A 14,418-nucleotide genomic window follows, 5' to 3' on the forward strand; every position below is an offset into this window, starting at 1 on the left:
CTGTGCCCGCCGGTACCTAACATTACCCCATTAATACGTGCAGAATCGTCCCGCATCGGCAGAAATTCGGTCGACGCACTCGCGGAACGACTACCGTCGCGTAGGTCACCGTATTCCACAAGGCAACAAGCATGGCGGAGCAACATTCGCAGACACCGCGGCGGTCCAGCCGCGGGCGAACCCCTTCGGGACAACCCAATCCCGTTGACGTGCATGTTGGAAGCCGCGTCCGCTTGCGCCGGACGCTGCTGGGCATGAGTCAGGAGCGCCTCGGCGAGGCAATCGGGCTGACGTTCCAACAGGTGCAGAAGTATGAACGCGGCGCCAACCGCATCGGTGCCAGTCGCCTCTGGGACCTCAGCCACGTGCTGGACGTTCCCATGGGCTACTTTTTCGAGGAGATGGACGACACCACATCCGCCCTGAGCCCGCGCAACCTCACCGGCGGCAATGGCTCGTTGCATACGCTCCACGAGGGCGCCGATCCCGACCCGCTGGCACGGCGCGAAACGTTGGAACTGGTGCGGTCCTACTATCGCATTGCCGATCCCCAGGTGCGGCGGCGCGTGTTCGACCTGACCCGCACGCTCGGAGTCGGCGACACCGGAGAGTCGGGATAAAGCCGATCGCCTCACATTTGGCCCGCATGCGCGGGTTCAAATGTGAGGCGGCGCGCCACGCCAACGCGCTGTCGAGTGGACGCCGCCCCGCCGCGCGCCCACCACCCCGCGTGAGACGCTCGCTTGAGACCCTTGCTGAAGATACCGGCCGGCGAGGACGCCTCTGGCCGACCCTAACCCGGTGTGCCTTCGTCCTCCAGCCGGCGCAGCAGGAACTCACGGCCGACCTTAACGCGCGGGGTGCCGTCGTAGGCGATGATGTCCGCCGTGGCGTAGGTCTCGTTCCAGTTCTCGGGCAGATAACTGCCGGTGCCGATCACGTCGATCGGCGCCCGGGCGTAGCCCATGACGCGACACTTGGCCGGGCCGAAGCCCGACGAGGCCACGATGCGCGTGTTGGGAAAGCCCGCCTCATCCAGCGTTTCGCGCATATGCCAGATGGCGGCGGCCGAGACCCCCGTTCCGATCAGATAGCGCAGCTCGGTCTCCGACCGGTAGCCCCGGATGGCGTCCGGACAATGCCGGTCCAGGACCTCGTAGGATTTCTGCGTATCCAGGTGTTCGATGAACCGTCCGCCGTGGGTGTCGAGACGGACGCTCAACCGGCCGGCCGCAGCCAATTCCGGGAACCGCCGGCATACGGCCAGCGCGTCGGAGACCTCCTGGCCGTAGTAGTCCACCAGCACCGTCAACGGCACATCCGGAAACGTCTCATGGAACATCTCGGCGGCGCGCAGGGTGGAATCCGCATAGCCGATCAGGCCGTGAGGCATCGTGCCGAGGCCGGCCGACTGCTCGAAGAAATGGGCCGTAGCGTCCGTGGCGTTGCCGACGAAGCCCTTCGCCTTCGCCTTGCGCCGCGCGCGGCTGGACCCGACCGAGGCCGCGTAGGCCATCAGCTCCGCCATCTCGGTGCCCGCGCAATGGCGCGCGTCCATGGCCAGGAACGCCACGTTCGGCAGTTCCGCGCTCATCGAGAAGGCGTTGTAGGCGGCGACCCCGCAGGCCCCCAGCTTTTGCAGGAAGAGCGTTTCCAGGTCCACCAGTCCGGCCAAAGAGCCGGAGATGTACATCATGGGCTCGCCGGCGCCGACCCACTGGCTTTCGCGGTAGTTCTCCTCGACGTCCACGGTGAACCCGCGCGCGTCCGCCATCGCCCGCAACCACGTCAACGCAAGGCGGGGCGCATACACCACCGGGCGACGCATGAAGATGGCGTAGGTGACCCGGCAGTCTCCGAAGCGCCGGACGATCTCGCGCGTTCGCACGAAATAGACATCGGTCCAGGACGGCACGAGGTTCGGGTGCGGCCAAGTGGAGCCCAGGCTCTCGGCGGCGTCCGACGGGATGGTATCCATGACGACTCCCCGGGGCCGTTTCTGCCCCGTCTAACTCACGGCGGCCAGCCCGGGGGCGGCCAGCTTACCCAGGGTCCGCTCCTGCTTCAGGCCTTCCGAGATCAGGAAGGCCAGCTCCAACGCCTGATGGGCGTTCAGACGCGGATCGCAGTGCGTATGGTAGCGATCACCCAGCCGGGCTTCTGTGATCGCCTGGGCGCCGCCGATGCACTCGGTGACGTCACGTCCGGTCATCTCGAAATGCACACCACCGGCGTGTGTGCCCTCGGCCTGATGCACCGCGAAGAACCCGCGCACCTCGCGCAGGATACGATCGAACGACCGCGTCTTAAAGCCGCTCGACGCCTTCACGGTATTGCCGTGCATCGGATCGCAGGCCCAGACCACGTTGCGCCCTTCGCGCTTGGTGGCGCGCACCAGGGCGGGCAGGTGTTCCTCGACCGCATCGGCGCCCATGCGGGCGATGACGGTCAGGCGGCCGGCGTCGTTGTTGGGATCCAGCGCCTCGATCAGACGCAGCAGCTCGTCCGGGGTCATGGACGGCCCGGCCTTCAGGCCGACGGGATTGCGGATCCCGCGCATGTACTCGATGTGCGCGCCGTCGAGCTGGCGGGTGCGGTCGCCGATCCACAGCATGTGCGCGGTGGTCGAATAGAACTCGCCCGGACGGGTCGAATCCTCGCGCGTCAACGCCTCTTCATAGTTCAGCAGAAGCGCCTCGTGCGAGGTGTAGAACTCGGTCTCCCGAAGCTGCGAGACGGACTCCCCGTTCAGTCCGCAGGCTTCCATGAAGCCCAGCGCCTCGGTGATCCGGTTGGCCATATCCTCGTAGCGCTCGGCCTGCGGGCTGCCCTTGACGAAGTCCAGCGTCCAGCGGTGCATCTGGAACAGATCGGCATAGCCGCCCTGAGCGAAGGCGCGCAGCAGGTTCAGCGTCGCGGCGGACTGGTGGTAGACCCGCAGCAGCCGCTCCGGATCCGGGGTCCGGGTGGCGGCTTGGAACTCCATCCCGTTGACCATGTCGCCCCGGTAGGACGGCAGCGACACGCCGTCGATCTCCTCCATCGGCGCGGAGCGCGGCTTGGCGAACTGGCCAGCCATGCGTCCGACCTTCACCACCGGGCAGGCGGCGCCGTAGGTCATCACCACGGCCATCTGAAGGATGACGCGGAAGGTATCCCGGATGGTGTTGGCGCTGAACTCCTCGAAGCTCTCGGCGCAGTCGCCCCCCTGGAGCAGGAAAGCCTTCCCCTTGGCCACCTGGGCCAGCGAGGCACGCAAGCGCCGGGCCTCCCCCGCAAACACCAGCGGCGGCAGCGCGGCCAGTTCGTCCTCGACGGCCGTGACGCGCCGCGGATCGGGATAGGTCGGAACCTGCTGGATCGGTTTGTCGCGCCAGCTCCGTGCTGTCCAGTCGCGGGCCATCGTGCTGCCTTCCGTCTTTCGTTGCGGCGACTCTCGGCGTCGGCCCAGGCAGGACAGACTCCAAGGGTGCCTGATATAATAGGCGGGACGGCGGGATGAAAGAACGAATGCCCGTTTTGGCACCGTCCGCTGCCTCTGAAGCTTCCATATTATGGAAACGCATTTCATATTCATGGCGCAGAACGCCGCGCTTCGCGGGCTGACGTTGCGTCCTGGCCAGCCTAGACTGAAGACTTGCCACGCCCCGCACGGGCGCGACGCCAACAGGAGCCCTACGATGCGCATGCCGGAGCCGGACGCCAAAACCATCGCCCGCCGCGCCCGAATCGCCCGCGACCTAAGGCGGATCGTCCCGGGCGACGGCGTGATCGTGGACGAGGACGGTTTGCGCGCCTACGAGTGCGACGGCCTGTCCGCCTACCGCCAGCCGCCGCTGATCGTGGCGCTGCCCTCGACCACCGAGCAGGTGTCCCGCGTGCTGCGCTACTGCCATGAGAACGCGGTCAAAATCGTCCCTCGCGGGGCCGGGACGTCGCTGTCGGGCGGCGCCCTGCCACTGGCCGACGCGGTCACCCTGGGCCTGGGCAAGTTCAATCGGATCCTCGACATCGACCTGGCGAACCGCTGCGTCGTGGCCCAGCCGGGCGTGACCAATCTGGCCATTACGCAGGCGGTCCAGGCGGAGGGCTTTTATTACGCGCCGGACCCCTCCAGCCAGATTGCGTGTTCCATCGGCGGCAATGTCGCGGAGAACGCCGGCGGCGTGCACTGCCTGAAATACGGCCTGACCACCAACAACCTGTTGGGCCTGGAAATGGTGCTGATGACCGGGGAGGTGTTGCGCCTGGGCGGCAAGCATCTCGATGCCGGCGACTATGACCTTATGGGGGTCATTACAGGGTCGGAGGGCCTACTGGGCGTTATCACCGAGGTGACGGTGCGCATTTTGCGGGCCCCCGAGACCGCGCGCGTCGTCCTGATGGGCTTTCCGGACAACGAGTCGGCGGCCGCGACGGTGGCCGCCATCATCGCCGCCGGGATCATTCCGGCCGGATTGGAGATGATGGACCGGCCGGCCATCCATGCCGCCGAGGATTTCGTACACGCCGACTACCCGCTGGACGTGGAGGCGTTGCTGATCTGCGAACTGGACGGGCCGGAAGCCGAGGTCACGCACCGGATCGAGCAGGTCGAGTCCCTCGCCCGCCACCACGGGGTCAAAACGCTGCGCGTCTCCGCCAGCGATGCCGAGCGTGCTCTGTTCTGGGCCGGGCGCAAGGCGGCCTTCCCGGCGGTCGGGCGCATCTCCCCGGATTACTACTGCATGGACGGCACCATCCCGCGCCACGCCCTGCCCACGGTGCTGAGCCGCATGGCCGCGATGGCCAGCCACTACGGCCTGCGCGTGGCCAACGTGTTCCACGCCGGCGACGGCAACCTGCACCCGCTCATCCTGTTCGACGCCAACACGCCCGGCGAACTGGAGCGGGCGGAGCAGTTCGGCGCCGATATCCTGAAGCTGTGCGTCGAGGTCGGCGGTGTGCTGACCGGTGAGCACGGCGTGGGCGTCGAAAAGCGCGACCTGATGGGCGAAATGTTCAGCGAGATCGACCTGATGCAGCAACAGCGACTCAAGTGCGCCTTCGATCCCGGCCAGCTCCTGAACCCGGGCAAGGTGTTCCCGACCCTGCACCGCTGCGCCGAGCTGGGGCAGATGCGGATGTCGGGCGGATCCATGCCGTTCCCGGAGATCCCCCGGTTCTAGCCCCCCGGCTCTACACCCCGACCGAACCGCGGTCCCGTTTCGCACCCGTGTTCCCACCGCAACCATCAACGGTGTATGGTGAGGGGTGGAGGCGCCGGTCCCGTGCCGCGAGACGAGCAGACTCCCCCCTCTCCGGATCCAACCAACGTGGCCCCCTATGCCCCAGACGTACCGTCCCGACACCGCCGCACAGGTCGCCGAACTGATGGCCTGGGCTGTGGCCGAGGCCACACCGCTGTCCCTGCGCGGTCAGGACACCAAGGCCGCCCTCGGGCGGGCGACCAACACCAGCCATGTCCTTGATCTCAGCGCGCTGACGGGGATCATCGACTATGCGCCCAACGAACTGGTTCTGACCGCCCAGGCCGGAACCTCTCTGACCGATGTGCAGGCGGCCCTGGATGAGGCCGGCCAAATGCTGGCGTTCGAGCCGCCGGACTGGCGCGCCCTGCTGGGCCGCCCTAACGGTCCCAACGATCCGCCGGGCACCCTGGGCGGTCTGATCGCCTGCAACCTCGCCGGACCGCGCCGCCTGTCGGCGGGCGCGGCGCGCGACCACCTGCTCGGCGTGCACGGCGTGACGGGCCGGGCGGAGGCCGTGAAAAGCGGCGGCCGGGTGGTCAAGAACGTCACCGGCTTCGACCTGTCCAAGCTGATGGCGGGGTCGTTCGGTACCCTGATGGCGCTGACCGAGCTGTCGCTGCGGGTGGTACCGCGCCCGGAGACGGCCCGCACCGTCCTGGTTCTGGGCACGGGCGAACACGCGGCCATGGAGGTCATGTCGCACGGCCTGCGCTCGCCACATGAGGTCTCCGGCGCCGCCTTCCTGCCGGAGTTGGTGGCGGCGGACTCCGAGGTTGCGGCCGTTCGGGAGTGCGGCCGCGCGGTCGTCGCCCTGCGGATCGAGGGACCGGAGCCCTCCGTCGCCTGGCGGAGCGAGGCCTTGCGGAACGAACTGAGCGGCTGGGGCCCGACGGAAAGTCTGGACGGGGCGGACAGCGCCGCCCTGTGGACCGAGGTCCGTGACGTGCGCCTGCTCATGACCCCGCCCGAAGCCCAGATCTGGCGCCTGTCGGTGGCCCCCATGGCCGGGGCCGCCGTGGTCCGAACCTTAGAGGACCACGCCCCCGGCGCCCTGCTGGGCTGGTACTACGACTGGGGCGGCGGGCTGGTCTGGCTGGCGCTGGCCCCGACGGACCACGCCCACGCCGCCGCCGTACGCCAAGCGATCGCCCTTCATGGCGGCGGTCACGCAACTCTGGTCCGCGCGGATCCGGCCGTGCGCGCCCATGTCGCCGTGTTCCAGCCGCAGCCCTCCGCCCTGGCCGCGCTGTCCCGCCGCGTCAAGGAAAGCTTCGACCCCAAGGGGCTGCTGAATCCCGGGCGCATGGGAGAGGGCCGTTAGCCATGCAGACCAACTTTGCACCCGACCGCCTGGACACGGATCGCCTGATCCGCGAGGCCAACGATATCCTGCGCACCTGCGTGCACTGCGGGTTCTGCACCGCGACCTGCCCGACCTATGTGCTGCTGGGCGATGAGCTGGACAGCCCGCGCGGCCGCATCTACCTGCTCAAGGACATGCTGGAGAACGACCGCCCGGCCAGCCCGACCGTCGTCAAGCACATCGACCGCTGCCTGAGCTGCCTGTCCTGCATCACCACCTGCCCCTCGGGCGTGGACTACATGCACCTCGTCGACCAGGGGCGGGGGCATATCGAACGAACCTATCGCCGCCCGCTGGTGGACCGGACCGTGCGGCGCCTGTTGGCGAGCCTCATTCCCAACACTGGCCGGTTTCGCTGGGCCATGCTGGCGGGCTGGCTGGCGAGCCCCCTGGCGCCGTTGGTGCCGGGCCGTCTGGGCGCGATGGCCCGCATGGCGGGCAAGCGGCCCGCGCTGCGTTCCACGATCGACCGCCCCCGCGTGTTTCCGGCGCGGGGCGAGCCCCGCCTGCGCGTCGCCCTGATGCGCAACTGCGTGCAGCCCGCGCTGGATCCGGAGATCGACGCCGCCACCGTGCGCCTGTTGACGCGCCACGGCTGCGAGGTCGTGATCGCCGAGGGCCAGGGCTGTTGTGGGGGCGCCGTTCAGCACTTGGGCCAGACCGACGCCGCCAAGGCCTACGCCCGCGCCAACGTCCGCGCCTGGACCGCCGCCGGGGTCGACCGGATCGTCATCAATGTCTCCGGCTGCGGCACCACCGTGAAGGACTACGGCCATATGCTGGCGGACGAGCCGGACATCGCCGCCGACGCCGCCGCGATCAGCGCCAAGGCCGTGGACGTCACCGAAGTTTTGGCCGAGTTGGATTTGCGGGAGACGGCGGCCCCGCCCGACTTGGTCCGCGAGCTCGTTGTGGCCTATCACAGCGCCTGCTCGCTGCAACACGGCCAGCAGATCAAGACCCTGCCGAAAGAGCTGCTGGAGGCCGCCGGGTACCATGTCGTGACCCCGGTCGATCCGCACCTGTGCTGCGGCTCCGCCGGGACCTATGCCATCACCCAGCCGGACCTGTCCCGCCAGTTGCGCACCCGCAAGGCCGAAACGCTCGCCCGGCTGGAGCCGGACGTGATCGTCGCGGGCAACGTCGGCTGCCTGAACCACCTGTCGGCCGAAACCGAGACACCGCTGGTCCACACCGTGCAGCTTCTGGACTGGGCCACCGGCGGCCCAAAACCGCCCGAGTTGTCGCGGTAGAGGCGCGGACCGGCGGCGCGCGCCAGAGACCGGCAAAAAGACGGGCGCCCCACATGGAACCGCCCGTCCTGGCACGTCCGCCGGTGAGGCCCGCGCCCTAACCGATCGCCGCGACCGCCCGCGACGCCAGAACCGAGATCAACGCCGCGCGGTACTCCGCCGAGGCGTGGATATCGGCGTTGAGCCCGGTGGCCGGCATAGAAACACCCTTCGCGGCCTCCGGCGTGAACGCCCCCGCCAACGCCTCCTCAAGCGCCGGAGCGCGGAAGGCGCAGGGTCCGGCCCCGGTCACGCCCACGCGCGGCCCGCCGGCCGTCTTCGCCACCATCACCCCCACGACGGCGTAGCCCGAGGCCGGGTTGGCGAACTTCTCATAGGCCGCCGCCTGCGGAATCGGGAAGGCGACGGCCGTGATCAATTCGTTGTCGTCCAGCGCGGTGGTGAACAGGTCCTCGAAAAACGAGTCCCCCGGGATGGTGCGTTGGTTGGTGTGGATGGTCGCCCCCAACCCGACCACGGCGGCCGGGTAGTCGGCGGCCGGATCGGCGTTGGCCACCGAGCCTCCAATCGTGCCCCGGTTGCGAACCTGGGGGTCCCCGATCAGGCCGGCCAACCGAGCCAGGGCCGGGATCGCCGCCCGCACCTCCTCGGAGGCCGCGACCTCCGCATGGGTCGTGCGGGCACCGATGACGATGGAGTCCCCCTCCGTGCGGATGCCCTTCAGGGCCTCGATCCGGCCCAGGTCCACCAGCGCGTCGGGCATGGCGAGCCGCTGCTTCAGGGTGGGAATCAGGGTTTGCCCGCCGGCCAGGAGCTTGATGTCGTCGCTGGTCAGCAGGGCCACGGCCTCGTCGAGCGACGACGGCCGATGATACTCGAACGCATACATGGGTCCGTCTCCGTTGGTCGTCGTCGCGGTTATTCAGCCGCCTGCGCGGTGCTGGCCCGAGCGGCCTGGATCGCCTGCCACACGGTGTGCGGCGTGGCCGGCATGGGAATATCGTCCACGCCCAGCGGTCCCAGCGCATCGATGATGGCGTTGATGATCGCGGGCGGGCTGCCGATGGCCCCGGCCTCGCCGCACCCCTTGGCGCCCAACGGATTGTGGGTGCAGGGCGTGCAGGTGAAATCGAAGCGGTAGTCCGGGATGTGCAGGGCGCGCGGCATGGCGTAATCCATGTAGCTGCCGGTCACGAGTTGGCCCTCGTCGTCGTAGACGCAGCCTTCCAGCAGCGCCTGCCCCAGCCCCTGGGCCACGCCGCCGTGCACCTGCCCCTCGACGATCATCGGGTTGATGATGGTCCCGAAGTCGTCCACGGCCGTGAACCGATCCACCGTCACGTGGCCGGTGTCGGGGTCGACCTCGACCTCGCAAATGTAGGTGCCGGCCGGATAGGTGAAGTTGCCCGGGTCGTAGAACGCGCTTTCGTCCAGGCCCGGCTCCAGCTTGTCGTGCGGGAAGTTGTGCGGCACGTAGGCCTGGAACGCGATCTCGCCCATGGTCAGGGACTTGTCGGTGCCGGCCACGGAGAACACGCCGTCCTTGAACTCGATGTCGCCCTCGCCGGCCTCCAGCATGTGGGCGGCGATCTTCTTGCCCTTGTCGATGATCTTGTCGATGGCCCGCACGATGGCCGAGCCCCCCACCGCCAGCGACCGCGAGCCGTAGGTGCCCATGCCAAACGGGATGCGGTTGGTGTCGCCGTGGACGATCTCCACGTTGGCCATCGGCACACCCAAACGATCCGCGACGATCTGAGCGAACGTGGTCTCGTGGCCCTGGCCGTGGCTGTGGCTGCCCGTGAACACGGTGACGGAGCCGGTGGGGTTGAAGCGGACCTCCGCCGCCTCGTACAGACCGGCCCGTGCGCCCAGGGCGCCGGCCACCGCCGAGGGGGCGATGCCGCAGGCCTCGATGTAGCAGGAGAAGCCGACGCCCCGCAGCTTGCCGTTGGCCTCCGACGCGGCCCGCCGTTCGGCGAAGGTCGCGTACTCCGACAGCTCCAGCGCCCGGTCCAGGCTGGCCGCGTAGTCGCCGGTGTCGTAGGTGAGCGCAACCGGCGTGGCGTAGGGGAACTGGTCGGGCCGGATGAAGTTCTTCCGACGCAGCTCCGCCGGATCCATCTTCATCTCGCGCGCGGCCTTCTCGACCAGCTTTTCCAGCAGATACGTGGCCTCGGGCCGCCCGGCACCCCGGTAGGCGTCCACCGGCGTGGTGTGGGTGAACAGCGCCTTGACCTCGGCATGGATCGCCGGGGTGCGGTACTGCCCCGCCAGCAGCGTCGCATACAGATAGGTCGGCACCGACGACGCGAAGGTGGACAGGTACGCCCCCATGTTCGCCAGCGTGCGCACCCGCAGGCCGAGGAACGTGCCGTCCGCGTCCATCGCCAGTTCGGCCGTCGAGACATGGTCGCGACCGTGGCAGTCGGTCATGAAGGATTCGCCGCGCTCCGCCGTCCATTTGATGGGACGGCCGACCTTGGCCGCCGCCCAGGTGACCACGGCCTCCTCGGCGTAATGGAAGATCTTGGAGCCGAAGCCCCCGCCCACATCCGGTGCCACCACGCGCACCTTGTGTTCCGGCAGGTTGAGCACGAAGGCGCACATCAACAGCCGGATCACATGTGGGTTCTGGCTGGTGGTGGTCAGGGTGTAGGAGCCGTCGGCGGGATCGTACTCACCCACCGCCGCGCGCGGCTCGATCGCATTCGGAATCAGCCGGTTGTTGACCAGATCCAGGCGCGTCACATGGGCGGCGCCCTCAAACGCGGCGTCCGTGGCGGCCTTGTCGCCGATCTCCCAGTCGTAGCAGACGTTGCCCGCGACGTCGTCGTGGACCTGCGCGGCCCCGGGCGCGCCCGCGTCCGCCAGATGCACCACGGCCGGCTGCGGGTCGTAGTCGATCATCAGCGCCTCGGCGCCGTCCTTGGCGGCGTTGCGGCTCTCCGCCAGCACCACGGCCACGGTGTCGCCCACATGGCGCACGCGGCCGACGGCGAGCGGGGGATGCGGCGGCTCTTTCATCGGCACGCCGCTTTTGCCGATCACCTGCCAGCCGCAGGGCAACCCGCCGACGCCATCGGCGGCCATGTCGGCGCCGGTGAACACGGCCGCCACGCCGGGCACATCCAGCGCGCTCTGTGTGTCGATCTCCCCCAGAACGGCGTGGGCGTGCGGCGAGCGCACAAAGGCGGCGTAGAGCTGCCCCGGGCGATTGATGTCGTCGGTATACCGGCCCCGGCCGGTCAGGAACCGGGCGTCCTCGGTTCGCTTGACGGACGTGCCCACGGTCTTCACGGGTGCGTTCATGGCCCTAGCCTCCCATGCCCGTCTGCATCCCTTGGGCGCCCGCCTTCACGGCGCGCAGGATGTTCTGATAGCCGGTGCAGCGGCACAGATTGCCGTCCAGGCCCTTGCGGATATCCGCGTCGGTCGGGTTCGGCACACGCGCCACCAGGTCGATCGCGCTCATCACCATGCCCGGCGTGCAGAAGCCGCATTGCAGGCCGTGATGGTCGTTGAAGGCCTGTTGCATCGGATGCAGGGTGGTGCCGTTGGCCAGCCCCTCGATCGTGGTGATCGTGGCCCCGTCGCCCTGCACGGCCAGCGTGGTGCAGGACTTCACCGAGGCGCCGTCCATGAGCACGACGCAGGCGCCGCACTGGCTGGTGTCGCACCCCACGTGCGTCCCGGTCAGACGCAGATGCTCCCGCAAAAACTCGACCAGCAGGGTGCGAGGCTCAACGCTCCCGCTGACCTCCCGGCCGTTGACGGTCATGGTGATGGCGATGGACATGCCTGGACGTCTCCTCATGGAGCCCCGCGCGCGACACGGCGCCGGAGCCTGTTCATCGGGCGGAACCGCGACGGGCCGGGACCGACCCTCGCGCATCCCCACATGCAGGCCAGCGGACGGACGGTCCCCGGTCTCGCGCGGGACACACCACGCGATGCCGGATGCCGGGCAGCCTCCGTGTCCCGTGGGCCGGGCGGCGGAGCCGGATATGTATGAGGGGATGGGGACGCCGCGGCGCCGGACCCGTCTCCTCCCTGTGACGCAAGCCAGTCACGCCAGCTTGTCATTCCTTTTCATTGTGATTAACGCTACGGAAGGATCCGCGCCAATGTCAACCGCCACAGTCGGGCTTTCCGTCCCGGGCGGAGGGGAGGAGTTCGCATGATCCAGGACTTCGACGAGAACGTCCTGCCGGCCCTGCTGGCGGCGCGGCGGCGGGATGGCGCCGGGGCGCTGGTGACCCTGGTGCGCAAGACCGCGTCCGGGCCGCGCCCGCTGGGGGCGCAACTGGCGGTCTCCGCCCAGGGGCATGTGGTCGGCCTGATCTCCGGCGGCTGCGTCGAGGGCGGCATCGCCGAGGAAGCCCTAGCCGCCATGGCCGAGGGGCGCAACCGCGTCGCCCGCTTCGGCGAGGGGTCGCGCTATGTGGACCTGCGCATGCCCTGCGGCGGGTCCATCGACGTCTATGTGGATGTGACCGTGCCGACGGATGCGCTCGCCGTGGTGGCGGACGCCGTGGCGGCGCGGCGGGCGGCCGTGCTGGTGACCGATACGGCGACGGGGGACACCCGGGTGGAGGCCCCCACCGCCGGGGACGACGCCGCCTTCGCCACCACGGAACTGGCGTGGACATCCGAGACCCAATTCCGCCGCCTGCACCGGGCGCCGCCCCGCCTGATCCTGGCCGGGCGCGGACCAATCCTGCCCCTGTGCGCGCAGATCGCCGCCCTGAACGGCTACCGTGTCGAGGTGCTGACCGACGACGCCCATGCCGGCGACGGCTCCGCCCCCCATTGCGCCGCGCCGGTGCGCGGCACCGGACCGGGCGAGGCACGAAGCGTGGCCATCGACAGCGCCACCGCCGTCGTCACGCTGTTTCACGACCACGCCGTGGAACTGCCGTTGCTGCGCCACGCCCTGGGCTCGCCCGCCTTCCACATCGGCGCGCTGGGCAGCCAGACGACCCATGCCGCCCGGCTCGCGACGCTGGCGGACGAGGGCTTCGACGAGACCACCCTGGCCCGCATCGAGGGACCGGCCGGGGTGCCCATCCACGCCGCCAACCCGGCGGAGATCGCCACATCCATCGTCGCCGGCGTCATCCGGGCCTACCGGAGCCAACGGCCGTCCGTGGAAGCGGTCCGCGCCGTGTCCATCCCGTCATGACCGAAACCCCCACCGCCCCTGCCCCGCCGGACGGTCCGCCGTTCGAATACCGCTTGCAGCGCACCCCGGTCGGCGTGGTCATCACGGACGCCAGCGGCCGCATCCGCTCGGTCAACCCGATGGCGCGGCGGCTGCTGCGAACCAACGCCCACGAGACCTGGGAGGGTGTGCCACTCCTCGACCTGCACCCCGCCAGCGCCCGGCCGAAAATCCGCTGGCTGATCGACACCGCGCAGGACTCGGCGGAGGGCGAGGCCGCGCTGGTCATCACCATCCCGATGGGCAGTCTGGTGGTGAAGGCCACCCGGCTGGGCGGGGCCGAAGGCGTCTGCCTGATGTTCCACGCCCTGGGCGACGCGCAAATGGGCGAACCGCCCGCCGACGACGCCCACCTGCTCAAGCTGCCGCTGGTGCGCGGCCCGGGGCGCGTCACCAGCCTGATCGACGTGGACGCGGTCGCCAGCCTGAGCGCCCAGGGTCATTACGCCGAGGCCCGCACCCTGCACTTCCGCGCGTTCTGCCCGCGCTCCCTGGCCGATCTGGAACGGCGGCTCGACCCGCGCCTGTTCGTGCGGGTGCACCGGGGGCATCTGGTCAACCTGCGCCATGTCCGGGCAGCGGAGCACCGGGACGGGCGGCTGTGCCTGCGGCTCGCCGACGCGGACGAAACCCTGATCCCGGTGAGTCGGGGCAAGGTCGGGCTGGTGCGGCGCCTGCTGGCGGTGTGATCCGCGCCGCCCAGCCACGGACCATTCGTGCAGGATCGCTGCCGTTCGTGCAGCCCGCCGGCCGTTGGGGACTCGCCCATTGTGCGCACGCGGTCGCACTGGCACCGTCCGCTCACTCAGTGTCCATCGGCGTTTTCCATCACGCCCTGCCCGAAGGATCGCGGCCATGCCCCAGCCTCTTCCGTCCGCCCCCGCCTCCGACGGCGCGCCCCGTGTCTCCGACCGCTACATCTCGTTCGAGGGCATCGACTTCGAGGCCAACATGGCCGCCGTGATGGAGCACCTGCGCCGCTATATCGACCATCCGGAGACGGGCAACGCCTTCTGGGACCGGTTCAAGAGCCGGCTGGCCGACGCGGAGGCCAGTGACACCCCGACGACGGACAAGCTTCTGCTGCTGCACTCCCACACGTACTATATGGCGGAGCTGTTCGAGGATCACGACGACGAAGAGGCCTTGGCGGCGCTCAAGATCCTCGAAGAAGAGTGCTTCTGACGCGGCTCTCCGCCGGGTGCCGCCACGGCACGCGGTCCCTGTCGAGCTGAGCAACCGGAAACATTGGTAACGTTTTGGACCGATGACATAGGTAACACTTTTTGCCTCTGATCACCGCCTGGACCCGGGTCTGGATCGCGG

Annotated in this window: 12 protein-coding genes; 7 read left to right on the forward strand and 5 right to left on the reverse strand. The window is 69.2% G+C overall.

Features of this window, described 5'->3' with window-relative positions:
* Positions 1-131 precede the first annotated feature (131 nt).
* Complete coding sequence (locus GGD82_RS14510) at positions 132-620, forward strand: helix-turn-helix domain-containing protein (RefSeq protein WP_150062870.1); 489 nt, start codon at positions 132-134, stop codon at positions 618-620.
* A gap of 173 nt (positions 621-793) precedes the next feature.
* Here the strand turns inward: GGD82_RS14510 and GGD82_RS14515 are convergent, their stop codons facing one another.
* A complete protein-coding gene (locus GGD82_RS14515) occupies positions 794-1,978 on the reverse strand; it encodes a beta/alpha barrel domain-containing protein (protein ID WP_246163927.1) in 1,185 nt (394 codons plus the stop codon).
* Between the two features lie 30 nt (positions 1,979-2,008).
* Positions 2,009-3,403, reverse strand: a complete 1,395-nt coding sequence (locus tag GGD82_RS14520) for a class II 3-deoxy-7-phosphoheptulonate synthase (protein WP_150062869.1) — start codon at positions 3,401-3,403, stop codon at positions 2,009-2,011.
* A 277-nt stretch (positions 3,404-3,680) separates the two neighbouring features.
* Here GGD82_RS14520 and GGD82_RS14525 point away from each other — a divergent pair, with 277 nt between their 5' ends.
* The 3 genes from GGD82_RS14525 (at position 3,681) to glcF (ending at position 7,868) form a co-directional block, all read left to right on the forward strand.
* Positions 3,681-5,168 (forward strand): FAD-linked oxidase C-terminal domain-containing protein, encoded by a 1,488-nt coding sequence (locus GGD82_RS14525; RefSeq protein WP_150062868.1) that lies wholly within the window; start codon positions 3,681-3,683, stop codon positions 5,166-5,168.
* Positions 5,169-5,325: 157 nt separating this feature from the next.
* A complete protein-coding gene (glcE, locus tag GGD82_RS14530) occupies positions 5,326-6,573 on the forward strand; it encodes a glycolate oxidase subunit GlcE (protein ID WP_150062867.1) in 1,248 nt (415 codons plus the stop codon).
* Positions 6,574-6,575: 2 nt separating this feature from the next.
* Positions 6,576-7,868 carry a glycolate oxidase subunit GlcF gene (gene glcF, locus GGD82_RS14535; protein ID WP_150062866.1) on the forward strand — a complete coding sequence of 431 codons (1,293 nt, stop codon included), beginning with the start codon at positions 6,576-6,578 and terminating at the stop codon, positions 7,866-7,868.
* A 97-nt stretch (positions 7,869-7,965) separates the two neighbouring features.
* On the opposite strand, the gene GGD82_RS14540 is transcribed toward glcF, so the two are convergent.
* Genes GGD82_RS14540 through GGD82_RS14550 form a run of 3 tightly spaced genes read right to left on the reverse strand, consistent with a single transcriptional unit; the run spans position 7,966 to position 11,667 of the window.
* Positions 7,966-8,757: an FAD binding domain-containing protein gene (locus GGD82_RS14540; RefSeq protein WP_150062865.1), complete on the reverse strand. Its 792-nt coding sequence runs from the start codon at positions 8,755-8,757 to the stop codon at positions 7,966-7,968.
* 29 nt (positions 8,758-8,786) lie between these two features.
* Entirely contained in the window at positions 8,787-11,180 is a 2,394-nt protein-coding gene (locus GGD82_RS14545) for a xanthine dehydrogenase family protein molybdopterin-binding subunit (protein ID WP_150062864.1), read from the reverse strand.
* Positions 11,181-11,184: 4 nt separating this feature from the next.
* Positions 11,185-11,667, reverse strand: coding sequence for a (2Fe-2S)-binding protein (locus tag GGD82_RS14550; protein ID WP_150062863.1), 483 nt, complete (start codon positions 11,665-11,667; stop codon positions 11,185-11,187).
* Between the two features lie 381 nt (positions 11,668-12,048).
* Here GGD82_RS14550 and GGD82_RS14555 point away from each other — a divergent pair, with 381 nt between their 5' ends.
* The 3 genes from GGD82_RS14555 (at position 12,049) to cowN (ending at position 14,277) form a co-directional block, all read left to right on the forward strand.
* Positions 12,049-13,053, forward strand: coding sequence for an XdhC family protein (locus tag GGD82_RS14555; RefSeq protein ID WP_150062862.1), 1,005 nt, complete (start codon positions 12,049-12,051; stop codon positions 13,051-13,053).
* Complete coding sequence (locus tag GGD82_RS14560; RefSeq protein WP_150062861.1) at positions 13,050-13,781, forward strand: PAS domain-containing transcriptional regulator; 732 nt, start codon at positions 13,050-13,052, stop codon at positions 13,779-13,781. The genes GGD82_RS14555 and GGD82_RS14560 overlap by 4 nt, the downstream gene beginning before the upstream one ends.
* Positions 13,782-13,947: 166 nt before the next feature.
* A complete protein-coding gene (gene cowN, locus GGD82_RS14565) occupies positions 13,948-14,277 on the forward strand; it encodes a N(2)-fixation sustaining protein CowN (protein WP_150062860.1) in 330 nt (109 codons plus the stop codon).
* The last annotated feature ends 141 nt before the right edge of the window (positions 14,278-14,418 follow it).

The organism is Roseospira marina, from assembly GCF_014197855.1.
GTDB classification, from domain to species: domain Bacteria; phylum Pseudomonadota; class Alphaproteobacteria; order Rhodospirillales; family Rhodospirillaceae; genus Rhodospira; species Rhodospira marina.